Consider the following 22786-nt stretch of genomic DNA (forward strand, 5'->3'; position numbering starts at 1 on the left):
ATCCCCGTCAGGCCGAGGAGAGGGCCCGGAATGAAGCCGGTCGAACGGCGTCTGCTGCGTGAACTCCCGCTGCTGCGGCGCCACATGACGTGCTCCACGGCGCTGGCGCTCCTCGGCGCGGGGCTCGTGATCGCACAGGCGGTCCTGCTCGCGACGGTCCTCGCGGACGGTTTCGCCGGGCGCGCCCTTGGCTCCGGGCCGCTGCTCGCGCTCGGCGCCGTGATGGCCCTGCGCGCGGCCCTGGCCTGGGCCCGCGAGGTGCTCGCCCAGCGCGCGGCGGCCGACACCAAGCGCGTGCTGCGCGGGCGGATCACCGCAGCGCTCGGGCGCACCGGTCCGCTGCGCCTCGCGGCCGGCCGGCACGGCGAGACGGCGACCCTGCTCACCCGGGGCCTCGACGCCCTCGATCCGTACGTCGTCGGGTACGTGCCCACGCTGGCGGCCACCGCGGTGGTGCCCCTCGCGGTGGTCGGCTGGCTCGGGTGGACCGACTGGACGTCGGCGCTGATCGTCCTCGTGACGCTGCCGCTGATCCCCGTGTTCGGGGCGCTCGTCGGGATGCACACCGCCCGGCGCACGGCACGCCAGTGGCGCCTCCTCGCCCGTCTCGGCGGTCACTTCATGGACGTGCTGGCCGGACTGCCGACGCTGCGCGCGTTCGGCCGCGAGGGCCACCAGGCCCGCGTGGTGGGCGAGATGGCGGACGCGCACCGCCGGGCCACCATGCGGACTTTGCGCGTGGCGTTCCTCTCCTCCTTCGTCCTGGAGACGGTCGCCACGCTCTCCGTCGCGCTGGTCGCGGTGCCGGTCGGGCTGCGGCTGCTCGGCGGCGAGGTGGACCTGCGCACGGCGCTGACCGTCCTGTTCCTCGCCCCCGAGGCGTATCTCCCGCTGCGCGCGATGGGTGCGGCCTTCCACGAGAGCGCCGAGGGCATCGCCGTGGCCGAGCGGGTCTTCGCGCTGCTCGACGACGCAGCGCCCTGCGCGGGGCGTACGGGTGACCGCGCCCCGGCTCCCGAGGCCCGCGGGGCCGACCTGAGCCTGGCGGAGGTGACGGTCCGGTACGCGGGGCGTGCCGAGCCCGCGCTGCGGGACGCCTCCCTCTCCGTACGCCCTGGAGAGCACGTCGCGTTGGTCGGGCCGAGCGGCGCGGGCAAGTCGACGCTGCTCGCGCTGCTCCTCGGCTTCGTGTCTCCCTCGGCGGGCCGGGTGACGGTCGGCGGCACCGGCCTCGCGGACCTCGATCCGGACGCCTGGCGTGCCCAGGTGGCATGGGTTCCGCAGCGTCCGCACCTGTTCGCCGCGTCCGTCGCGGACAACATCCGCCTCGGCCGTCCCGGCGCCAGCGACGCGGAGGTACGGCAGGCGGCGCGTGCGGCGGCGGCCGACGGCTTCATCGCGGAGCTGCCCCATGGATACGGGACGGTGCTCGGCGAGCACGGGACCGGGCTCTCCGCCGGGCAGCGTCAACGGATCGCGCTGGCCCGCGCGTTCCTCAGGGACGCGCCGGTCCTGCTCCTCGACGAGCCGACGGCCCATCTGGACCCCGCGAGCGAGGCCGAGGTCACCCGCGCCACGGTCGCGCTGATGCGCGGGCGCACGACCCTCGTGGTGGCCCATCGCACCAGCCTGCTCCCGCACGTCGACCGGGTCGTCGCGGTACGGGAGGGGGGCCTCGCGGACCTTCGGCCGGGCATCCCGGCGCAGGCCCCGGCGTCGTGAGCGGCCGGCGAGCCATCCCGTCCCCGTCCGGCCACTCCACCGAAAGGCCCGTGCCCTCGTGACCACCCCCGCGCGACTCACCGCCTCCAAGGCATCACGCAGCCGGCTCGACCCACCCTCCAGTCAGCCGAACTCACCGCCCGGTCACCTCGACCCGCCCCCCGGCCACCCCGCATCCGTGGCCCACCCCACCCTGCGCCTCCTCCGCCACCTCCTCCCCCACTGGCGGCGGCTCCTGCCCGCCGCGCTCGCCTCGGCCGGGAGCGAACTCGCCGCCGCCACCCTGATGGCCACGGCCGCCTGGCTGATCACCCGTGCCGCCGAGCAGCCGCCGATCGCCTCGGTGACCTTCGCGATCGTCGCGGTGCGCGCCCTCGCCCTGGGGCGCGGGGCCCTGCGTTACGCCGACCGGCTCCTCGGCCACGACGGCGTGCTCCGCGCCGTCGCGGGGTTCCGCACCCGGGTGTACGAGGCCCTGGTGCCGCTCGCCCCTGCGGGCACCCCCGCCTTCCGCGGCGGCGACCTGCTCACCCGTCTCGTCGCCGACGTCGACGCCGCGCAGAACCTCCTCCTGCGCGTCCTGATCCCCGGGGCGGCGGCCTGCGCGGTCGCCGTGGCCGCCACGGCGACGGCCGCCGCGCTGCTGCCGCAGGCCGGGCTCCTGCTCGGGCTGCTCCTGGCCGTGGCGGGACTCCTCGTGCCCGCCACGGTGCTCACGGTCTCCCGGCACACCGAGCGCCGGGCGAGGACCGCGCACGCCGAACTCGCGGCGCTCACCGTGGACGTGACGCGCGGCGCGGCCGACCTCGCCGCGTGCGGCGCCCGGGACCGCACCCACGAGCGGGCCCGCCGGACCGCCGCCCGCATCGCCGCGCTGGAGCGCCGGTCCGCCCTGACCACCTCACTCGCCTCGGCCGTGGTCCTGCTGCTCCAGGGCGCCGCCACGGTCGGCGTCACCTGGCTCGCGCTGCGCGCGCACGCGTCCGGCGCGCTGCCCGCCGTACAGCTGACGGTGCTCGCCGTCCTCGCATTGGTCGCCCTCGAGGCGCTCGTGCCGCTGCCCGCAGCCGCCCGCCACCTGGCCGACGTACGCGCCCGCGCGCGCCGGTTGGCCGACCTGCTCGCCACACCGCCCCCGGTCACGGATCCGCCCGACCCCGTACCCTTCCCCGCCGACGGTCCGCTCGGCGTGGACATCACCGGCCTGCGGGTGCGCCACCGGCCCGACGTCCCGCCCGCCCTGGACGGGGTGGACCTGCGCATTCCGCCGGGCCGTCGGGTCGTCCTGCTCGGCGCGAGCGGCTCCGGCAAGTCGACGCTCATCGCCGCGCTCATGCGGTTCGTGCCGTACGAGGGCGGGAGCATCCGCGTCCACGACGGCGGGCGCGGGACGTACGAGCTGCGCGACTGCGCCGGTGCCGACGTCCGGCGTGCGATCACCGGCATGACCCAGGACGCGCACGTCTTCCACACCACGATCCGCGCGAACCTCCTCCTGGCCCGCCCGGAGGCGACCGACGCGGAGCTCGGCGAGGCCGCTCGCCGGGCCCGGCTCCTCGACTGGATCGCCTCGCTGCCCGACCGCTGGGACACCGTGCTCGGCGGGGACGGCGCCACGCTGTCGGGGGGCCAGCGCCGGCGCCTGCTCCTGGCCCGCGCGCTGCTCGCCGACCCGCCCGTGCTCGTCCTTGACGAGCCCACCGAGGGCCTCGACCCGGAGAACGCGGCCGCCGTGCTCGCCGACATCCTCGACGCGACCCGCGGCCGCACCACGCTCCTGGTCACGCACGAACGGTCGGGCATCGCCGCCGCCGACGAGATCGTGACCCTCGACCGCGGCAGGATCGTCCCCACCGCCGCCACCCACGCACCGGCCTGAGCGGCGGCGCGCGCTCAGTCGAAGACGTACCGCTGCCCCGCGCGCGCCTTGAGCGTGCGCGCGCCTCCGCCGAACAGGTCGCTGCGCAGGGTGAGTTCCCGGGTGCGTGACGCCTTCAGCACGATGCGGGTGGCGCGGCCCGACACCCAGGCGATGTCGAGCGTCGCGCCGCCGCGCGCCCGCAGGCCGCGCACCGATCCGGCGGGCCAGGCGGCGGGCAGGGCGGGCAGGATCTCGATGGTGTCGTGCTGGCTCTGCAGGAGCATCTCGACGACGCCGGACGTCGCCCCGAAGTTGCCGTCGATCTGGAAGGGCGGGTGGGTGTCCCAGAGGTTGGGCAGCGTCGAGGACTTGAGCTGTTCGCCGAGCATCTTGTGCGCGTGGTCGCCGTCCCGCAGCCGCGCCCAGAAGTTGATCTTCCAGGCCTTGGACCAGCCGGTGCCGCCGTCGCCGCGCGCCCGCAGCGAGACCTTCGCCGCCTCGGCCCACTCACTGCCCGGCTCGATCCGCCGGCCGGGGTGCAGGGCGTAGAGGTGGGAGACGTGCCGGTGGTCGTCCGTCCGGTCGTCCAGGTCGGCCTTCCACTCCTGGAGCTGGCCCCAGGAGCCGACGCGCAGCCCGGGGTCGAGACGCTCCAGGGCCTTCTCCAGTTCGGCGCGGAAGGCCGGTGTGTCGCCGAGGATCCGTGCCGCCTCCAGCGTGTTGGTGAGCAGATCGTGGACGATCTGCTGGGCCATGGCGCCGCCCGCGGTGAAGTCGCCGTGCTCGGGCGAGTAGCTGGGGGTGACGACGAGGGTGCCGTCGCGCGGGTCGGTGCGCAGGTTGTCGAGCCAGAACTCGGCGGCCTCCTTCATCGCCGGGTAGGCGGTGGTGCGCAGGTAGTCCGTGGAGCCGCCGAAGCGGTAGTGCTCGTAGAGCTGCGCGGTCAGCCAGGCGGCGGCCTCCGGGAACCAGAAGGCGGTCGACCAGTCGTGCACGCCGGTGAAGCCGTAGGGGTTGGTCTCGTTGTGCACGACCCAGCCCCGGCTGCCGAACATCTCCTTGGCCGTGCGCCGCCCGGGGGCCCGCAGCGCCTCGACGAAGCGGTCGTAGGGCGCCGTCGTCTCGGGCAGGTTCGCGGCCTCGGCGAGCCAGTAGTTCATCTGCAGGTTGATGTTGGTGTGGTAGTCGGCCGACCAGGGCGGGGTGGTGCTGTTGTTCCAGACGCCCTGGAGGTTGGCGGGCAGCGAGCCCGCGCGCGAGGAGGCGACGAGGAGGTAGCGGCCGTACTGGAAGAAGAGCGCCTCCAGCGCCCGGTCGGCGGCGGCCCCCGCCCCGGTCCCGTACCGCTCCAGAAGCCGGTCCGTGGGGACGTCGGCGGGCAGGGACTGGCCGATGTCGAGGGCGACGCGGCCGAACAGGTCACGGTGGTCGCGCAAGTGGCGGGCGCGCAGCCGTCCGTGACCGGCGGCGAGGGCCGCGTCGACGGTGCGGGTGACGGCGGCGTGCGGGTCCGCGCCCCGGTAGTCGGGATACGTGTCGGCGTAGTCGGTGCCGGCGGCGAGGACGAACCAGACGTGGTCGGCGCCGGTCACGGTGACGCTGCCGTCACCGTTCGCGACGCGCGTGCCGCCCTGGTGGGCGACGCGCAGCTGGGCCTCGAACTTCAGGGCGTTGTCGGCGAGTTCACCTCGTACGGTGATGCGGTCACCGGCCGCCTTCGCGGTGAAGTCGGCGCGCGGCGAGGTGTAGCGGACGGTGCAGGTGACCTGGGCGGCGCGGTCGGCGGAGAGCCGGCCGACGAGCACTCCGTCGGGGTACGAGGCGAAGAACTCCCTTTGGTGGCGCACCAGTTCCTGGCGGTACGTGACGGTGGCGAGGCCGTCTTCGAGGCGGAGGGCGCGGCGGTAGGCGGCGTCGGGCGCGGCCGGGGCGCCCGGCACGTCGATGTGGAGGTCGCCGAAGGTCTGGTGGGCGCCGTAGCCGCGCCGGGGCTGGCCGATCCGGTGGGCCACGGTGTCGGGGGCGAGCCTGCCCTTCGCGTCGAGCTCGTCGCGCACGGTGTCGAGGGCGCCGGGGCGGGGCGCGCGCCAGTTCCCGGAGTCGTACCCGTCCCGGGAGCCGGGGCCGCCGGTCCACAGGGTCTTCTCGTTGAACTGGAGCCGCTCGGAGGCGAGGGTGCCGAAGATCATGGCGCCGAGGGCGCCGTTGCCGATGGGGAGGGCCTCGCGCTCCCAGTCGGCGGCCGGGGCGGCGTACCAGAGTGTTGATTCCGGAGACGCGGCCGATTCATCGGAGGTATCGCGCCCCGGGTGGCCGGTTGCCGCCGAGGCGGGCCCGGCCCCGGCAACCGCGGCACCGCCCGCCGCCAGCGCCGCCGCACCGCCGAGCGCGGATCTCATGGTCGTCCTTCGTGTGATCCCCTGAGTCATGACCGGTCACGTTAAAAGTCCGATGACTGGGCTGGCAAGACACAAAACTGCCCCGCTCCTTGGACGGAACGGGGCAGTGCTTGGACGGAAGTACGAGGAGTGCGGACCGCTGCCGCGGGGGGCTCGGCCCGGCTGGGCCCAGCCCGGCTCGGCCCGGCTCGGCCCGGCTCAGCCCAGCTCGGCCCAGCCCGGCTCGGCCCGCAGAGGCGATCAGCCCTGCTGGAAGAGCTCCGCGGGCAGGGGCTTCAGGAGGGCGTACAGATCGTCGGTGATCGGACGGTCCCACGCGGCGATGGTCACCAGGACGTTGTCGCTGCGGTCGAACTGGACGCAGGAGATCCGGCTCTCGGACAGCTTGAGGCGGCGCACGATCAGGAGGTTGTCGCCCTGCATCACCGGCACGTCCTCGGTGGAGACCACCGAGATCTCCTCGTCGTTCTCCAGCGCCACCAGCAGCTGGGCCACCTCGAAGGGGACCTCGCCCTCGGCGGTCTCGCGCGCGGGCGAGCCCTCGGGGAGGTTGCCGATGATCATCGCGGGGCCGCGGCCGCCGAACAGGTCGTAGCGCAGGAAGACGCCCTGGCAGCTGCCGTCGGGGGCGGGCAGCAGGCCCGCGCCGAGATTGCCGGGCCAGTCACCGGGATCCATGGCCAGGACATCGAAGTCCGGGCCCGCGGGAGTGGCGGAGCTGCGGCGGCGGAGGAAGGACATGCGCCCATGGTACGTGGCCCGCCGGGCATTCCGGAGCGGGGGCCGACGCGCCCCGCGAGGGCTCGCGAACCAGCGCGACCAGCAACGGAGCACCCGGCTCCGCCTCCGCAACCCGGGGCACAATGACGCCCCCACCGACACGGGAGCCCCCATGACCGACTCCACCGCACTCGACTACTGGCGCGCCGGCCTCACCGACGTACCCGACGAGGTCTGGCACCACCCGCGGCTGGAGGTCCTGCTCCTGGCGGACAACGCGCTCACGGACCTGCCCGCCCGCATCGGCACGCTCACGGACCTGCACACCCTGGACCTCGGCCACAACGGGCTGCGCACGGTCCCCGCCGAGCTGGGCGATCTGCCGGCGCTCAGCCGCTTCCTCTACCTCCACGACAACGACCTCACCGAGCTGCCCGCATCCCTCGGCCGCCTCACCCGGCTGGCGTACCTCAACGTCGGGAAGAACAGACTGACCGCGCTCCCCGACACGCTCGGCTCCCTCACCGACCTGGTGGAACTGCGCGCCCAGCACAACGAGTTGACCGGGCTCCCGGAGACGGTCGGTTCCCTCACCGAGCTGCGCGAGCTGTGGCTGCGCGGCAATCAACTGTCCGAACTGCCTATCTCTGTACGTCATTTGACCGGCCTGCGCGAGCTGGAGCTGCGCGAGAACGCCTTCACGGCCGTCCCGGCGGCCCTGCGCGGCCTGCCACGCCTGCGCCGCGTCGACCTGCGCTCCAACCACGTACGCGAACTGCCCGACTGGATCTGCGAGTTGCCCGCCCTGGAGAAGCTGGATCTGCGCTGGAACGACACCCGCGTCAGCGACCACCACATACGGACACTTCAGGCCAAGGGCTGCGTGATTCTGCACTGACCCCGACACCCCCGTAAGTGAGCCCAAATGCCGTGCAATCGGGGCGAGTTGATAACCCCTTGTGGCTCACGGGCACCACTGATAATTTCCTGGTCTAGACCAGCGCTCGGTCCGGCGCGCCACGTCGGCCACGTGCGGGTCTGTCCCCACCTGCCTCGGAAATGGAGCATCGTGGAACGTGCACTTCAGGCCCAGCCCTCGTCGGGAATCGCCGAACCCGACAGCAATGAACCGCACGACACCAGGAACATGCGCTCGATCACCGCGGGCCTCAGAGTCCTGGACTTCGCCGACACCAAGGTGGTCATCAAGCCCTGGGGCCGCGAGCGCTGGCTCCACGAGACGGGCGCGCCGTACGGCTTCAAGGTCATCCGGATCACCGCCGGAAGCCGGACGAGCCTCCAGTACCACCGGGAGAAGCGGGAGAGCTACTTCATCCTGGAGGGAGAGGCGATCCTGCACTACCGGGCCGAGCACGACAGCCCCACCCTCGAACTCCCCATGCCCTCCGGCACGCTGGCCCACGTCGACCCGGGCAGCGTGCACCGGGTGGAGGCCGTGACCGACATCGTCCTGGTGGAGGTGTGCACCCCGGACGACGGTTCGGACAACGTGCGTCTCGACGACGACTACCGGCGCGGTGACGGCAGAGTGGAGACCGAGCACTAGGCCCGGCCGTCGAGGGTCTCGCCCGATGGTGTTCAAGACGTGGTCCAGGTCGGTACCGGAGGTCGGCGAACACCGCAGGATCGTGGTGGCCTCGGCGGTGGACACCCTCGGCGTCGGCCTGTTCCTGCCCCTGTCCCTCTACTACTTCACCATCACCACCGGTCTGCCGGTGGCGGGCGTCGGAGCGGCCACCAGCGCGGCGACGCTCTCGGCGCTCGCCCTGGCACCGTTGGCCGGGGCCGCCACCGACCGGTTCGGCCCCCGCAGCATCGCGGTCCTCAGCAATGTGGTGACCGCGGTCGGCTACCTCGCCCATCCGTTCGTCGACGGTTACGTCGGGCTCTTCCTCGCGGTGTTCACCGTGATGGCCGGGGACCGGATGTACTACGCGGCCTGGCCCACCCTGATCGCCGTGATCGCCGGGCCCGGCCGCCTGGACGCCTGGTACGCGCTGATGCAGGCGGTCGGGTCGGGCAGTCTCGGCCTCGGCGCCCTGGCCAGCGGCGTGTTCCTGGCGGGTGCGGGTCCCGGCTCGCTCGACGTCCTGGTGGTCTTCAACGCGGTCACCTCGCTCGTCTCGGCCGTACTCGCCCTGTCCCTGCCCGCGCATCACGTGCGGGGAGCGCGGACCGCGCCGGCGGACGCGGCCCCGCACGGCGGTTTCCGTCATGTGCTGCGGGACCGCGTCTTCCTGAGACTGCTCGTCGGCCAGGCCCTGATCGCCACGGCCTGGACGCTGCCCAGCAGCTTCCTGTCCCTCTACCTCGTCGACTCACTCGGGCTGCCCGTCTGGTGGGTCATGGCCGCCACCTCCCTCAACTACCTGCTCCTCTTCGCGTTCCAACTGCCCGTCACCCACCTCGCCCGCAAGCAGCACCGCACCCGGACCATGGCGATCGGCGCCGCCTGCTTCGTCGTCACCAGCGTGCTCTTCGCGCTGGCCGCCGAGGTCGGGCGCGCGGCCGTGCTGACCGTGGTGATCACGGCCATCGTCGTCTACAGCGTCGGGGAGATGCTGTGCGTCCCCGCGGGCAACGCGGCCGTCGCCGCCCACGCCCCCGAGGCGATGCGCGGCAGCTACATGTCCGTGTTCCAGATGACCGGCGCGATCGCCTTCGGCATCGCGCCGGGGATGGTCGGGGCCCTCTACGAGACAGGCCCCCGACTCGTGCTCCTGGTCGTCGGCCTGATGGTCGCGGCCGGCGGCTGCGCCGTCCTGTCCAGCCGGAAAGGCCTGTCCACCGATCGTTGAGAAGGAGGCGAAGACACGATGGCCCCTCGTGACGCCGACGGCGCAACCGGGTCGCACCTGCTGGCCGGCCGCCTCGCGGGCTGCGTCGTGATGACCGCCGATCCGGCGGCGCAGAGCACCGCGTGGGGCATGTGGCAGTGGTGCCGCGACGACTACGCGCGGACACTCGCCCGGTACCGCGAACAGGGCGGCGAACTCCTCGCGCCCCTGGTCGACGCCCTGGCCGCCGCGCCACGGGACCTCACCGCGTTCCGGGCGCTCACCGCGGCGACCGCGAAGGTCCTCGACGAGGACCGCGCCGCCGACGCGGCCCTGACGGACGCGGTGCGCGCCCTGCGGCGGACCGCCAGGATCAGCGCCCACATCGGCGCGGACGCCACCGAACGGCCCACGGCCGCCCCGCTCTCCACGGAGCGGATCCTCGCGGGCATCGACACCTCACGCCGCCGCCCGGCCGCCGGTCCGGTCCTGGCGACCGTCGTCGTGCCGTTCCGCTCAGCCGGCGCCGACGACGGACGCGCCCGCAATCTCGCCGCCTGCCTGGCCTCGCTCCACGACCAGGACCTGCCCCGCGACCAGTACCGCGTCGTCATCGCCGAGTCCGACACGCGGCCGCGCTGGAAGTCGGTCTTCGGCACGTACGCGGACAGCTACGTCTTCGCCTACGCACCGGGGCGCTTCAACAAGGCCTGGACGGTCAACTGCGGTGTGGTGCACGGCGGCGGGCCCGACGAACTGGTCTGCGTCCTGGACGGTGACCTGCTGCTCGACCCCGGCTTCCTCTCCCGCTGCGTCGCCCGTTTCGAGGACGACACCCTCCAGGGCCACTGGCCCTACCAGCACGTGCTGTTCGCCGACGGGCCCAGCAGCGACCTGGCCGTGGCGCGGCGCTGCGGGCCGGAGCGGACCACCGTGGACGCCGAGGCCCTGCGGGGCACCCTTCTGCACCGCACGCCGGGCGGCTGCGTCTGGGTCCGCCGCGCCCTGTTCGACCGGATGGCCGGGATGGACGAACGCCTGGAGGGCTGGGGCGGCGAGGACAACGACTTCGCCTGGCGCGCGGAGCTGTACGGCGGGCTCGAACGGTTCGACACCGACCTGCTCCATCTCCACCACGAGCGGTCCGCGCCCGACACCGCCGACCGGCCCCCTTCCCTGGACACCTTCCCCTGGTGCACCTGGCCCGCCGACTCCCCCATCGGGGACCTCGACAAGTACCGCGGCGCGCACCTCTGACACCTCTCGGCAAGCACCTCCGACATCTCTCTCGACCAGCACCTCTGACACCTTTGAGGAGAAGAACGTGCCCAGTTCCCCTTTCGACAGAGAGCAGCTCCCCTTCCTCGGCGTCGGCCCCGTCTCACGGAACACGGTCGACGCCGCGCTCAGCGCCGCCTACCGCTGCGGGAGCCGGATCATGCTGATACCGAGCCGCTCCCAGGTGGACGCCGAACGCTTCGGCGGCGGCTATCTGGGCTGGTCGACCGATGAGTTCGCCGAGTACGTGCGGGCCCGCGACCCCGAACGGCTCGCCCTCCTGTGCCGGGACCACGGCGGCCCGTGGCAGCACCCCACCGAGCGGGCGCTGACGTCCGAGGCCGAAGCGCTGGACTCCAGCGCGGACTCCTTCCGCAGCGACATCGAGGCCGGCTTCGACATCCTGCACATCGACTCCTCGGTGGAACGGTCCGGCGAGGCGCCCTTCGCCCCCGCCGCCCGCCGCCTGGTCTCCCTCTACGAACGCTGCGCGACCGCCGCCGACGAGGCGCGGCGCCCGGTCCGCTTCGAGATCGGCTTCGAGCCGCAGGGCGTGGAGGCCAATGACCCGGAGCAGTTCGCCTCGCAGCTCGACGAGGTGTGGGCCGAGATCATCGGACGCGGCCTCGCGGGCCCGGTCTTCGTCGTGGCCCAGACCGGCACCAAGGTCCAGGAGCTGTCCAACACCGGTGCCTTCCTGCGGCCGGAGTCCCGGGACGCCGTCCGGGACCGCATCGCCGCCTTCGCCGAGACCTGCCGGGAGCGGGGCACCCGCCTCAAGGCGCACAACTGCGACTACCTCAACCCCGCCGACATCGGCGCGCTGGCCAGAGCCGGCGTCCACGCGGCCAACGTCGCGCCCGAGTTCGGCACCGCCGAGACCCGGGTGGTGCTCCGCCTCCTCGGCGAGTTCCAGTTGGCCGAGGCCACCGAGCGTTTCCTCGCGCTCTCCTTCGCGTCCGGCAAGTGGGGCAAGTGGATGACGGCGGACACGCCCGCGACCGACTACGAACGCGCCGTCATCTCGGGGCACTACGTCTTCGAGACCGAGGAGTTCCACGAGATCCGCGCGGAGCTGGACGCCGTGCTCGCGGCACGTGGCCTGCCCGGTCTGCGGGCGCAGATCGTCTCCGAACTGACCCTCCTGATCGAGCGCTACCTGCTCGCGGGCGCGGACCGCTGGTACCGGGCCGAGCCGCAGCTCCAGGCCCGGTGAAGGGCGCCATGGACCCCACCGCACCGACGACTCCCTCCTCTGCCTACCGCGTGCCCAAGTACAACTACGCGGACCAGTTCCCCGACCTCGACACGGTGACGCTGCCGGCGCTGCGGCGCATCCTGCTCTCCGGCGCGTACGTCCTCGGCCCGGAGGTCGAACGATTCGAGCGGGCGTTCTCCGACTACCTGGACGTCGGGCACACCGTCGGCGTCAACTCCGGCACGGACGCGCTGGTCCTCGCGCTCGACGCCCTGGGCATCGGCCCCGGCGACGAGGTCGTGACCGTCGCCAACAGCTTCCACGCCACGGTCCAGGCGATCGTGCGGCTCGGCGCCACCCCGGTCCTGGTCGACTGCGGGGAGCGGGACTTCCTGATCGACCTGGACCAGGTGGCCGCCGCCATGACCGCGCGGACGAAGGCCGTCGTCGTGGTGCACCTCTTCGGCCGCAGCGTGGACGTGCCCGCCGTGGCCGAGCTGTGCCGCGGGGCGGGGGCCGTGCTGATCGAGGACTGCGCGCAGGCGGCGGGCGCCCGGTTCGCCGGCGTCCGGATCGGCACCACGTCGGCGGCGGGCTGCTGGAGCTTCGCACCGGCCAAGAACCTGGCGGCCGCCGGGGACGGCGGCGCGGTCACCACCGCCGACACGGACACCGCCGCACGACTGCGGCTGCTGCGCCACTTCGGCCAGTCCCGGCAGAACCACCACGAGTTGCTCGGCTACAACTCGCGTCTCGACGCGCTGCACGCGTTCCTGCTGACCGAGAAGCTCACTCGGCTCGACCGGTGGAACGAGGCCCGCGTCGCCGTGGCCGCCGCGTACCGGGAGCGGCTCGCCGGTCTGCCGGTGTCGTTCCAGGAGCCCGGCGCGCCCGGCGAACACGTCTACCACCTGTTCCAGCTGCTCACCGAGTCGCAGCGGGTGCGCGACGGACTGGTCGACCACCTCCAGTCGCGGGGCGTCGACGCCGTGGTGCGCTACCCCGTACCGCTGCACCTGCAGCCGGCCTTCGCCTCCCTGGGGCTGCGGGCCGGGGCGTTCCCGGTCGCGGAGGCACTCGCCGTACGGAATCTGTGCCTGCCGATCCGGCCCGATCTCGGCGCGGACGACATCGACTTCGTCTGCGAGTCGGTCGCCGCGTACTTCGCCGGCGACCGGTCCGCCTCGGGCGCGGGGAAGGAGTGACGACGATGAGCGGTTACGAGATCAGGCCCATGGCGGGCGAGGACGACCTGAACGCCGCCCTGGTCCACATGCGGCGGTCCTTCGGCAAGGCTCCGTACGAGCCGGAGACGCTGCTGCGCGAAGGGCACGGGAAGGTGGCCACCAAGGGCGGGGAGATCGTCGGAGGCGGTCTCGTCTTCGCCTTCGACCAGTACTTCGGCGGGCGGGCGGTGCCCTCCGGGGGCACCGCCTGGCTGGCGGTGGCGCCCTGGGCCCGCGGCGAGCGCCTCGGCAGACGGATCATGCAGTCCAAGCTGGCCTGGCTGAAGGAGGAGTGCGGCGCCGCCGTCACCTCCGGCTGGAGCCCCGCCACCGGCATGTACCGCAGCTGGGGCTGGGAGGTGGGGGCCATCGGTTCGACCTTCACCGTCCGCCCCTCCGAGATCCCGGTGGCGGACCGGTCCTACGAGCCGGTGCTGCCCGGCCCCGAGGAGTGCCGCGCGCTCCACGAACGGCTGGCCCCCCGCTGGGACGGGCCGCTGCGGCGACCCGACTGGTGGGCCGGCTGGAAGCAGCGGTGCACCCCGTCGCTCCACACGCTGGGCATGCGCAAGGACGGCGAGCTGGTCGCCTACGCGACCTTCACGGAGGAGCCGGTCCAGCCGTGGGGCTTCCGCGTCGTGGTGCACGACTTCTGGGCCGATCACGCCGAGCACGTGCCCGCCGCGCTGGACCTGCTGAGCACCCGGGCGCTGCAGGTCCGCGAGATCGAGTTCCGCCGCTCGGTCCTGTCCCGCGCCCCCTACGCGGCCTGGGAGCTGCCGCAGTACACCCTGGTCGAACAGGGCAGGTACCCGGTCATCTTCAAGATCCTCGACGTCCGGCGCGCGCTGGAGGCCCGTGGCTGGTCCACCGCCGTCGAGGCCTCGGTCTGTCTGGAGGTGCGATTCACCGACGACTCGGTGCGGGCGTACACCCTGGACTTCTCCGGCGGCAGCGTGTCGGTCAAATCCGGCGGCACGCCCACCGTCCGGTGCACCGAGGGCTCGCTGGCGTCCTGGTACGCCGGTGCCATGTCGATGCGCCGGGGCCGGGACTTCGGCCGGGCCTGGGGGCAGGACCGTGAGATCGACCTGCTCGACGCGGCGATCGTGCCGCGCGAGGCGTGGATACCCGACACCTTCTGAGCCCCTCCCCTTCTGAGCCCCGCCCTTCCGAGCAGAGGAGCCGATGTGACCGGGCAGCACCGATGGACGGCCCAGGCCGTGCTGTTCGACCTGGACGGTGTCCTGGTCGACTCCATGCCCCTGATCAGCACGTTGCTGGACCGCTGGGCCGATCTCCACGGGCTCGACCGCGCGCTGGTGCACCGGACGGCGCACGGCCGCCGGGAGGCGGAACTGGCGGCGGAGCTGGTCCCGTCGTGCGACCCCGAGGAGCAGGTCGCGCTCATGCAGGGCTGGCAGCTCACCGAGTTCGACGGCTGCCGGCCCTGCCCCGGGGCGGCCGAACTGATCGAGCGGCTCGACCCGCGGCAGTGGGCGGTGGTGACCTCCGGCTCCGGCCCCGTGGCACGCGGCCGACTGCGCGCCGCGGGCCTGCCGACGCCGCGGACCATGATCACCGCCGACGACGTGGTCCGGGGCAAACCCGACCCCGAACCCTATTTGCGGGCTGCCGCTGAGCTGGGAGTGCCCGGCGCGCGGTGCGTGGTGGTCGAGGACGCCCCGTCCGGCGCGGCGGCCGGGCTGGCCGCGGGCATGCGCCTGATCGCCGTCGCGGACGCGGGCGCGGCCTGGCCCGACGCCCTGGAGGGGCCCGTGGTCCGGGTGGCCTCGCTGGAACGGGTCGCGGTGGTCGGCGTCGGGCCCGCGCCGGTCGACCTGCTGATCGGGACGGACGGCGGCCCGCGAAGCGGGGGCGGGACGGACGGCGGTCCGCCCGACCGGAACAGGACGGGCACCGGTCCGCTCACCGGTGACGGGACGTGAGCGCCCGCGCGCCGCACCACGCCTGACGGGACCTCACGGCCCTCGGCGTGCGTCCGGGTCGCTCACGCGGGCTGCGGCACCACCGCCACCGGGCAACCGGCGTGCAGCAGCACGGCGTTGGTGACGGAACCGAGCAGACGCCCCGGCGCGGGCCTGCGGCGGTGGCGGCCGACCACGACCAGGTCGGCGGAGCGCGAGGCGTCGACGAGGTGGCCCGCGGCGTCACCGGAGGCGACGCGCACCTCCACCGGCACGTCGGGGTACCGCTCGCGGTACGGGGCGAGGAGGCCTCCGGCGAGCTGTCCGTACTCCTTCTCCGTGTCCGAGTCCGCGACGGCGCTCATCACGAAGTCACCGGCCGCCGTGGAGCTGAGGACGGGCCACGGGTAGGCGGCGACCACCTGGAGCCGGGCGCCGCGCCGCGCGGCCTCCGCGAAGGCGAAGGCCATGGCCGCGTCGTCGGGCGCGGGCGCCGCGAGCCCGAGGACCACACACGGCTCCTCGGCCACGGCCGGGCCGTCCACCGCCCCGGCACGCGGCGCGACGGACTCCGGTCGTACGCCAGGTGCCGACCCCGCGTCGGATTCCGCACGCACGACCACCACCGGGCAGGCCGCCTCCCGCGCGCACGTCAGGCCGTTCGAGCCGAGCAGCAGCCCGACGAAACCGCCCCTGCCCCGCGAGCCGAGGACCAGCAGCCCGGCGTCGTCGCCGAGCCCGGGCAGCTCGTGTCGCGGGCCGCCGTCCACCGTGACGAACTCCAGCTCGGGCAGGTCCGCGCGCCCGACGAGCAGGGCCCGGACCTGGTCGAGCACCGGATCGTTCCCGCGCCGCTCCAGCAGGGCCGTGAAGGGGCCGTCGACGAGCGGGATCGGGTACGAGCGCACGTGCACGATCCGCAGTCGCGCGCCGCGCAGCCGGGCCGCGGCCAGCGCCCACTCCAGGGCGCGGCCGCCGCCGGCCGAACCGTCCACGGCCACGACGACGGGCCGTCTCGGTTCCGCCGCGTCCGTGCCCGCGGTCCCGCTCGTCCCGGGCTCGCTCCCGACCCTGTCCACCGGCTCGCTGTTCATGACCTCAGCCTGGCGCGGCCCGGTGGGTGCGGGGAGGGCCGAAGGTCACCGTCGGCAGGGCCGAACGGCCCGGTGACCGGCCGTCGTTACGTCAGGTCGAACTCGCCCTCGCGCGCGCCGTGCACGAAGGCTCCCCACTCGGCCGGGGTGAAGATCAAGGAGGGGGCCTCCGGGCGGCCGCCGTTGCGCATCGCGATGAAGCCCTCGACGAAGGCGATCTCCACGTCTCCGCGCCCCGCGCTGCTGGATCGCCAGTCGGCACTGCTGAGGTCGAGCTCCGGCTTGTCCCAGCCCGCGAGTGGGTGCTGCTGAATGGTGCTGTCGGCCACGTCCGTGCTCCTCCCGAATGCGTCGTCCGGCGCCAGCCTAGCTTTCGCTCCGGGCGCCGCACAGGCCGCGACGGAAGGACCGCGGCCCGGCCGGTGTGGCGTACACCCTCACGTCGTGGGCGGCTCGGCTCCGACGAGCCACATCGCGAAGAACTGCGAGCCGCCGCCGTAGGCGTGCCCAAGTGCCCTGCGCGCTCCGTCCACTTGATGTTCTCCGGCCTGTCCGCGCACCTGAAGTGCCGCCTCGGCGAAGCGGATCATGCCGGAGGCGCCGATGGGGTTGGTCGACAGGACGCCGCCGGACATGTTGACGGGGAGGTCGCCGTCCAGCTCGGTCACGCCGGACTCGGTGAGCTTCCAGCCCTCGCCCTCGGCCGCGAAGCCGAGGTTCTCCAGCCACATCGGCTCGTACCAGGAGAACGGCACGTACATCTCGACCGCGTCGATCTCCCGGCGCGGGTCCGCGATCCCGGCCTGCCGGTACACGTCGGCCGCGCAGTCCTTGCCCGCGCGCGGCGAGACGAAGTCCTTGCCCGCGAAGAGCGTCGGCTCGCTGCGCATCGCGCCGCCGTGCAGCCAGGCGGGCGGCCGGGGCGAACGGGCCGCGCCCGTGCGGTCGGTGAGGATCATCGCGCAGGCGCCGTCGGACGACGGGCAGGTCTCGGAGTAGCGGATCGGGTCCCAGAGCATGGGCGAGGCCTGGACCTTCTCCAGGGTGATGTCCTGTTCGTGGAGGTGCGCGTAGGGGTTCTTCAGGGCGTTGCGGCGGTCCTTGTACGCGACGAGGGAGCCGACCGCGTCGGGTGCGCCGGTGCGTCGCATGTACGCGCGCACGTGCGGGGCGAAGAAGCCGCCCGCGCCGGCGAGCAGCGGCTGCTGGAACGGGATGGGCAGTGACAGGCCCCACATCGCGTTGGATTCCGACTGCTTTTCGAAGGCGAGTGTCAGGACCGTGCCGTGGACGCGGCCCGCGACGAGGTTCGCGGCGACGAGGGCGGTGGAGCCGCCGACGGAGCCCGCCGTGTGGACGCGGAGCATCGGTTTGCCGACGGCGCCGAGCGCGTCGGCGAGGTACAGCTCCGGCATCATGACGCCCTCGAAGAAGTCGGGCGCCTTGCCGATGACGACGGCGTCGATGTCGGCCCAGGTCAACTCGGCGTCTTCCAGGGCGCGTTGCGCGGCCTCGCGAACCAGCCCCGCGATCGACACGTCGCGCCGCGCGGCGACGTGCTTGGTCTGTCCGATCCCCACGACGGCGACGGGTTCCTTGCCCGCCGAGCCGCTCACGGCGCCGGTGCCCGTCTGGCTCCCCACCGGATCGTTCATCGGGCGTCTCCTTCCAGGACGGCGACCAGGTTCTGCTGGAGGCAGGGCCCGGACGTGGCGTGTGCGACGGCCCGGCCGGATTCCCCGCGGTGGATGCGGGCGGCGGCCTCGCCGAGCCGGATGAGCCCCGCGGCCATCACGGGGTTGGCGGCGAGCGCGCCGCCGGACGGGTTGACGGCGACGTCGTCGCCGAGCCGCAGCGCCTTGCGCAGGACGACCTCCTGCGAGGTGAAGGGCGCGTGCAACTCGGCTGTGTCGACGGGCCGTTCGAAGAGCCCGGCCCGTTCGGCGGCGAGCGTGGTCGACGGCGAGTCGGTGAGGTCGCGCACGCCGAGGCCATGGGCCTCGATGCGGTGGTCGATGCCCCGGATCCACGCGGGCCGCTCGCACAGCTCCCTTGCCCGCTCCCCCGCGGCGAGGATCACGGCGGCGGCCCCGTCGCCGATCGGCGGGCAGTCGCCGGTGCGCAGGGGACGTACGAGATAGCCCCCCTGGGCGACCTCGCCCCGCAGTTGGGCGTGGGAGTTGGCGGCGGCGTCGGCGCGGCTGCGGCGGGCCACACCGGCGAGCGCGGGCTCGTCGGTCTCGCCGGCGTCGATGAGCGCCTGCGCCTGGAGCGCGGCGAGCGCCACGGAGTCCGGCCACAGCGGCGCCACGTAGTACGGGTCGAGCTGGCGGGTCAGGACGTCGCGCACGGAGCCGGGCGAGGACTTGCCGTAGGAGTAGACGAGCGCGGTGTCGGCCTCGCCGGTCTGGAGCTTGACCCACGCCTCGTACAGCGCCCAGGCGCCGTCCATCTCGACGTGGGACTCGGAGATCGGCGGCCAGGCGCCCACCCCGTCGAGCGCCATCGTGAAGGAGAAGGCGCGGCCCGCGAGGTAGTCCGAGGACCCCGAGCAGGTGAACCCGATGTCGCTGGTCCTGAGGCCGGTGGCGGCGAGGACCTCGTGCAGCACCGGCATGAGCATCTCCACCTCGGAGAGCTCGTCGGTGGAGCGCAGGTGGTCGCTCTGCCCGAAGGCGACGACGGCGACGTCCCGGGCGGGCCGCCGCGCGGCGGACGGTGACGACGGCATCTACACCAGCTCCTTGTACGTGTCGTAGTCGGCGTCGGGTTCGCCCGTGGGCCGGTAGTGGTCGGGGTAGCGGCCGCCCTCGGTCCACACCGGTTCGACGCGCAGGCCCATCCGCACCTCGTCGTAGGGGATCCCTGCGATGCGGGCGTGGAGGGCGAGGTCCGCGCCGTCGAGGGCGATGTGCGCGTAGACGTAGGGCACTTCGATGTCGAGGTTCTTGGCCTTGATGTTGACGATGCAGTACGTCGTGACGGTGCCGCGCGGCCCGACCTCGACGCGCTCCGTGGTGGCGACGCCGCAGGTGGGGCAGGCGCCCCGGGGCGGGACGTAGACCTTGCGGCAGGACGGGCAGCGCTCGCCGACGGTCCGCTGTCCGGAGAGGGCGTGGATGTAGGCGGACTGGGCGCGGCCGGGCGAGTAGGTGTAGTCGAGCCGCGCGGCCGCGACGATGCCGCTGACGGGGTCGGCGAACTCGCCGTCGTGCGGCGCGGGTCGGCCCCCTTCGGCCTCCCCCTCGTACGGCTCGAAGCAGGCGATGTCCGTGATGGCGCCGACGCGTTCGGCGGCCCAGCGGACGCGCACGCGCATGCCGGTGCGCACGGCGTCGGGGCCCGGCGCGTCGAGGGCGTGGAGGAGGGCGGTGTCGGCGCCGTCGAGCCTGACCAGGACCCAGGCGAAGGGCGTGTCGAGGGGCTGGCCGCGGCGGGGCTCGTGGTTCCAGGCCCAGGTGGTGACGGTGCCCGTGGCGGAGACCTCGACCAAGTCCCGTATCTCTTCGGCGGTCACGGGGTCGTACTCGACGGGCGGCACGAGGATCCGGCCGTCGCCGGCCTTGACCCCCAGCACGGTGCGTTCGCGCAGCCCGGTGAGGAAGGCGCTCTGCACGGGTCCGAGGGAGCGGGTGAAGGGGAACTCTACGACCAGAGGCGCACGCAGCACCTCCGGCGAGGGGGCGGATGCCATGACGGGGACTCCGTTTCCAGGTGACGGGGGGGCGGGGGACGGGGGACGCGCCCCCGGAAGGGGCGCGGGGGGGCTGCGCGGCCGGCCACGGCGGCCCCGCAGCCGACGAACGGCCTAGGCGCGCCGGAAGACAGGCACCCTCTTCTCCGCGAAGGCCCGCGACCCCTCCTTCGCGTCGGCCGTGTCGAAAACGGGCCAGCCCCGCTTCAGCTCGGCGGCGAGCCCGTCCGCCTCCGTCATCTCGGCCGTCTCGTACACGGACGCCTTGACCGCCTCGACCGCCAGCGGCCCGCACGCGTTGATCTGCTCGGCGACGGCGAGGGCGCTCTCCAGCGCCGTGCCGTCGGGGACGACCCGCCCAACGAGCCCGATCGACGCCGCCTCGGCCGCCGAGTAGGACCGCCCGGTGAGCAGCATCTCCAGGGCATGCGTACGGGGGATCTGCCGGGGCAGCCGCACGGTCGAGCCGCCGATCGGGAACAGCCCCCGCTTCACCTCGAAGAGCCCGAACGTCGCCGACTCGCCCGCGATGCGGATGTCGGTGCCCTGGAGGATCTCCGTGCCGCCCGCCACGCAGTGGCCCTCGACGGCGGCGATGACGGGTTTGCGGGGCCGGTGGTGGCGCAGCATCGCCTTCCAGTGCAGATCGGGGTCGGCCTTCAGCCGGTCCCGGTACTGCTCGCCCTCCATGCCCTTGCCGGCGAGCGCCTTGAGGTCCATGCCCGCGCAGAACGCGCCGCCCGCGCCGGTGAGCACGACGGAGCGGATCGCGTCGTCCTCGTCGGCCTCGACCCACCCGTCGTGGAGGCCCACGAGCATCGCCAGAGACAGCGCGTTCTTCGCCTCGGGCCTGTTCAGCGTGAGTATCAGTGTGGCGCCCTCGCGCCGCACGGAGAGGTGTTCCGTCCCACCCATGTGCCGTGCTCCCTCCATCGACGGTCACCGGGCGACTGCCGCCGTCGCCCACGGACCTGGAACAGGTTGCAGTAGGCGGAGAGCCAGTTCAAGAGTTTTCTGACAGTCAGTCAGTTTTCTTCTGCGGGGGCCCTTCCCACTTGTGGGTGCCTCTGCTCTGATGACCGCCAAGCCAACCGCCAAGCCAGACGTCGCTTGGACTCCGGGGTCAGGAGGAGCACGGTGGAGTACAACCTTGCCGACCTGTTCGAGTCGGTCGTCGACGTGGTCCCCGACCGCGAGGCGCTCGTGTACATCGACCATCCCGGCACGGGCGCGGAGCGCCGACTGACCTACGCCGAGCTCGACACCGCCGCCAACCGCCTGGCCCACCACCTGATCGACAGCGGCCTCAAAGCGGGCGAGCACCTGGGCCTGCACCTGTACAACGGCGTCGAGTACCTCCAGACGGTGCTTGCCTGCCTCAAGGCGCGCCTGGTCCCGGTCAACGTCAACTACCGCTACGTCGAAGAGGAGTTGGTCTACCTCTATCGCGACGCCGATCTCGCCGCGCTCGTCTTCGACGCCGAGTTCACCGGGCGGGTCGCGGCCGCGCTGCCGCGCACGGAGAAGCTGCGGCATCTGATACGGGTGGGCGAGCCGCCCGCCGAGGCGCCCGCGCTCGACGTCGTGGCCTTCGCCGACGCGGAGCGGGCCGGATCACCGGAGCGCGGCTTCGGACCGCGCTCGGCGGACGACCTGTTCATCATCTACACCGGCGGCACGACCGGCATGCCCAAGGGCGTCATGTGGCGCCACGAGGACCTGTTCTTCGCCGGGCTCTTCGGCGGAGAACCGGCGGGCGAACCGGTCAAGCGCCCCGAGGAGCTGGCCGAACGCGTCGCGGCGGGCGGGCCCGGCATCACCTTCTTCCCCACTCCCCCGCTGATGCACGGCACGTCGACGCTGACGTCGTTCATCGCCTTCAACTACGGCCAGCGGGTGGCCCTGCACCGCAAGTACGTGCCCGAGGAAGTGCTGCGCACCATCGAGAAGGAGAAGGTGTCCAGCGTGTCGCTGGTCGGCGACGCGATGCTCAGGCCGCTCGTCGACGCGCTGCACGGACCGCTCAAGGGCACCGACCTGTCGTCGCTGTTCAGCGTCTCCTCGTCCGGGGCCATCATGTCGGAGACGGTGCGCGCCCAGTTCCAGGAGCTGGTGCCGAACGTGCTGCTCCTCAACAACTTCGGCTCCTCCGAGTCCGGTTCCAACGGCAAGGCCACGGACGACTCGGGCCCGGAGAAGGGCTTCCGCCTGGAGGTCAACGAGCGGACTCAGGTGGTGGATCCGGCGACGCACGAGCCGGTCCCGGTGGGCGAGGTGGGCCGCCTCGCCCAGCGCGGCCACGTACCGCTCGGCTACTACAACGACCCGGCGAAGACCGCCGAGACCTTCTTCCAGAAGGGCGCCGAACGCTGGGTGCTGCTCGGCGACATGGCGACGGTCGACGAGGACGGCATCGTCACCGTGCTCGGGCGCGGTTCGCAGTGCATCAACACCGGGGGCGAGAAGGTCTACCCCGAGGAGGTCGAGCAGGCCCTCAAGTCCCATCCGGACGTGTACGACGCACTGGTCGCCGGAGTGCCGGACGAGCGCTGGGGCAACCGGGTGGCCGCCGTCGTTCAACTGCGCCCCGACGCGCCCTCGTTGGACCTGGCGGCGATCCAGACGCACTGCCGGGCCCTGCTCGCCGGCTACAAGATCCCGCGCGCCGTCGTCGTCACGGACCGCATCCAGCGCTCGCCGAGCGGCAAGGCGGACTACCGCTGGGCCAAGTCGGTCGCCGCGCGGGGCACCGTGGGCCCGTAGCGGCAACGGCCCCTCCACTTCCCCGAGCACCGCCCGAACCCGCAGGTCAGCACGGACTAGACTGATCAGTCCGATCTTTGGAAGTGCGAAACGACGGCCACGCCG

General features: G+C 73.3%; 19 protein-coding genes. 11 read left to right on the forward strand and 8 right to left on the reverse strand.

The window, feature by feature from the left end; genetic code table 11:
• The first annotated feature begins 30 nt into the window (after window positions 1-30).
• Window positions 31-1722, forward strand: a complete 1692-nt coding sequence (gene cydD / locus AB0L89_RS30760; RefSeq protein ID WP_365148080.1) for a thiol reductant ABC exporter subunit CydD — start codon at window positions 31-33, stop codon at window positions 1720-1722.
• Window positions 1723-1900: 178 nt separating this feature from the next.
• The gene (cydC, locus tag AB0L89_RS30765; RefSeq protein WP_365148083.1) at window positions 1901-3601 is read left to right on the forward strand and encodes a thiol reductant ABC exporter subunit CydC; all 1701 of its coding nucleotides are present in this window, start codon (window positions 1901-1903) and stop codon (window positions 3599-3601) included.
• Between the two features lie 14 nt (window positions 3602-3615).
• Here cydC and AB0L89_RS30770 read toward each other — a convergent pair whose 3' ends face one another.
• The gene (locus AB0L89_RS30770; RefSeq protein WP_365148086.1) at window positions 3616-5982 is read right to left on the reverse strand and encodes a glycoside hydrolase family 95 protein; all 2367 of its coding nucleotides are present in this window, start codon (window positions 5980-5982) and stop codon (window positions 3616-3618) included.
• 240 nt (window positions 5983-6222) lie between these two features.
• Entirely contained in the window at window positions 6223-6723 is a 501-nt protein-coding gene (locus AB0L89_RS30775) for a hypothetical protein (RefSeq protein ID WP_365148089.1), read from the reverse strand.
• Window positions 6724-6874: 151 nt separating this feature from the next.
• Here AB0L89_RS30775 and AB0L89_RS30780 point away from each other — a divergent pair, with 151 nt between their 5' ends.
• The 8 genes from AB0L89_RS30780 to AB0L89_RS30815 all read left to right on the forward strand — a co-directional run bounded on the left by AB0L89_RS30780 (window position 6875) and on the right by AB0L89_RS30815 (window position 15151).
• Entirely contained in the window at window positions 6875-7600 is a 726-nt protein-coding gene (locus AB0L89_RS30780) for a leucine-rich repeat domain-containing protein (RefSeq protein ID WP_365148092.1), read from the forward strand.
• 171 nt (window positions 7601-7771) lie between these two features.
• Window positions 7772-8269 carry a hypothetical protein gene (locus tag AB0L89_RS30785; protein WP_365148095.1) on the forward strand — a complete coding sequence of 166 codons (498 nt, stop codon included), beginning with the start codon at window positions 7772-7774 and terminating at the stop codon, window positions 8267-8269.
• A gap of 25 nt (window positions 8270-8294) precedes the next feature.
• Complete coding sequence (locus AB0L89_RS30790; protein ID WP_365148098.1) at window positions 8295-9521, forward strand: MFS transporter; 1227 nt, start codon at window positions 8295-8297, stop codon at window positions 9519-9521.
• An 18-nt stretch (window positions 9522-9539) separates the two neighbouring features.
• On the forward strand, window positions 9540-10757 hold the full coding sequence (locus AB0L89_RS30795) for a galactosyltransferase-related protein (protein WP_365148101.1): 1218 nt from the start codon (window positions 9540-9542) through the stop codon (window positions 10755-10757).
• Window positions 10758-10824: 67 nt separating this feature from the next.
• Entirely contained in the window at window positions 10825-11994 is a 1170-nt protein-coding gene (locus tag AB0L89_RS30800; RefSeq protein WP_365148104.1) for a class II D-tagatose-bisphosphate aldolase, non-catalytic subunit, read from the forward strand.
• A gap of 8 nt (window positions 11995-12002) precedes the next feature.
• Window positions 12003-13181: a DegT/DnrJ/EryC1/StrS family aminotransferase gene (locus AB0L89_RS30805; RefSeq protein WP_365148107.1), complete on the forward strand. Its 1179-nt coding sequence runs from the start codon at window positions 12003-12005 to the stop codon at window positions 13179-13181.
• Between the two features lie 5 nt (window positions 13182-13186).
• Complete coding sequence (locus tag AB0L89_RS30810; protein ID WP_365148110.1) at window positions 13187-14347, forward strand: GNAT family N-acetyltransferase; 1161 nt, start codon at window positions 13187-13189, stop codon at window positions 14345-14347.
• 45 nt (window positions 14348-14392) lie between these two features.
• Window positions 14393-15151, forward strand: coding sequence for an HAD-IA family hydrolase (locus AB0L89_RS30815; protein ID WP_365148113.1), 759 nt, complete (start codon window positions 14393-14395; stop codon window positions 15149-15151).
• A gap of 62 nt (window positions 15152-15213) precedes the next feature.
• Here AB0L89_RS30815 and AB0L89_RS30820 read toward each other — a convergent pair whose 3' ends face one another.
• The 6 genes from AB0L89_RS30820 to AB0L89_RS30845 all read right to left on the reverse strand — a co-directional run bounded on the left by AB0L89_RS30820 (window position 15214) and on the right by AB0L89_RS30845 (window position 20833).
• Window positions 15214-16224 carry a universal stress protein gene (locus AB0L89_RS30820; protein WP_365148116.1) on the reverse strand — a complete coding sequence of 337 codons (1011 nt, stop codon included), beginning with the start codon at window positions 16222-16224 and terminating at the stop codon, window positions 15214-15216.
• Window positions 16225-16310: 86 nt separating this feature from the next.
• Window positions 16311-16553 carry a DUF397 domain-containing protein gene (locus tag AB0L89_RS30825; RefSeq protein ID WP_055696416.1) on the reverse strand — a complete coding sequence of 81 codons (243 nt, stop codon included), beginning with the start codon at window positions 16551-16553 and terminating at the stop codon, window positions 16311-16313.
• Between the two features lie 108 nt (window positions 16554-16661).
• Window positions 16662-17879 carry a thiolase domain-containing protein gene (locus tag AB0L89_RS30830; RefSeq protein ID WP_365148120.1) on the reverse strand — a complete coding sequence of 406 codons (1218 nt, stop codon included), beginning with the start codon at window positions 17877-17879 and terminating at the stop codon, window positions 16662-16664.
• On the reverse strand, window positions 17876-18955 hold the full coding sequence (locus tag AB0L89_RS30835; RefSeq protein ID WP_365148123.1) for a thiolase domain-containing protein: 1080 nt from the start codon (window positions 18953-18955) through the stop codon (window positions 17876-17878). Before AB0L89_RS30835 ends, AB0L89_RS30830 begins: the two co-directional genes overlap by 4 nt.
• Entirely contained in the window at window positions 18956-19918 is a 963-nt protein-coding gene (locus AB0L89_RS30840) for an OB-fold domain-containing protein (protein WP_365148126.1), read from the reverse strand. It lies immediately after the preceding gene.
• A 114-nt stretch (window positions 19919-20032) separates the two neighbouring features.
• Complete coding sequence (locus AB0L89_RS30845) at window positions 20033-20833, reverse strand: crotonase/enoyl-CoA hydratase family protein (RefSeq protein WP_365148129.1); 801 nt, start codon at window positions 20831-20833, stop codon at window positions 20033-20035.
• Window positions 20834-21055: 222 nt separating this feature from the next.
• Here AB0L89_RS30845 and AB0L89_RS30850 point away from each other — a divergent pair, with 222 nt between their 5' ends.
• Window positions 21056-22681: an acyl-CoA synthetase gene (locus AB0L89_RS30850; RefSeq protein WP_365148132.1), complete on the forward strand. Its 1626-nt coding sequence runs from the start codon at window positions 21056-21058 to the stop codon at window positions 22679-22681.
• The last annotated feature ends 105 nt before the right edge of the window (window positions 22682-22786 follow it).

Source organism: Streptomyces sp. NPDC052114, from assembly GCF_040680155.1.
Classification (GTDB): domain Bacteria; phylum Actinomycetota; class Actinomycetes; order Streptomycetales; family Streptomycetaceae; genus Streptomyces.

Coding starts and splice junctions, on each gene's coding strand:
- AB0L89_RS30845 (WP_365148129.1), bottom strand. CDS start 20,833: ATGGGTGGGACGGAACACCTCTCCGTGCGGCGCGAGGGCGCCACACTG.
- AB0L89_RS30790 (WP_365148098.1), top strand. CDS start 8,295: ATGGTGTTCAAGACGTGGTCCAGGTCGGTACCGGAGGTCGGCGAACAC.
- AB0L89_RS30840 (WP_365148126.1), bottom strand. CDS start 19,918: ATGGCATCCGCCCCCTCGCCGGAGGTGCTGCGTGCGCCTCTGGTCGTA.
- cydD (WP_365148080.1), top strand. CDS start 31: ATGAAGCCGGTCGAACGGCGTCTGCTGCGTGAACTCCCGCTGCTGCGG.
- AB0L89_RS30805 (WP_365148107.1), top strand. CDS start 12,003: ATGGACCCCACCGCACCGACGACTCCCTCCTCTGCCTACCGCGTGCCC.
- AB0L89_RS30820 (WP_365148116.1), bottom strand. CDS start 16,224: ATGAACAGCGAGCCGGTGGACAGGGTCGGGAGCGAGCCCGGGACGAGC.
- AB0L89_RS30780 (WP_365148092.1), top strand. CDS start 6,875: ATGACCGACTCCACCGCACTCGACTACTGGCGCGCCGGCCTCACCGAC.
- AB0L89_RS30795 (WP_365148101.1), top strand. CDS start 9,540: ATGGCCCCTCGTGACGCCGACGGCGCAACCGGGTCGCACCTGCTGGCC.
- AB0L89_RS30830 (WP_365148120.1), bottom strand. CDS start 17,879: ATGAACGATCCGGTGGGGAGCCAGACGGGCACCGGCGCCGTGAGCGGC.
- AB0L89_RS30770 (WP_365148086.1), bottom strand. CDS start 5,982: ATGAGATCCGCGCTCGGCGGTGCGGCGGCGCTGGCGGCGGGCGGTGCC.
- AB0L89_RS30775 (WP_365148089.1), bottom strand. CDS start 6,723: ATGTCCTTCCTCCGCCGCCGCAGCTCCGCCACTCCCGCGGGCCCGGAC.
- AB0L89_RS30810 (WP_365148110.1), top strand. CDS start 13,187: ATGAGCGGTTACGAGATCAGGCCCATGGCGGGCGAGGACGACCTGAAC.
- AB0L89_RS30835 (WP_365148123.1), bottom strand. CDS start 18,955: ATGCCGTCGTCACCGTCCGCCGCGCGGCGGCCCGCCCGGGACGTCGCC.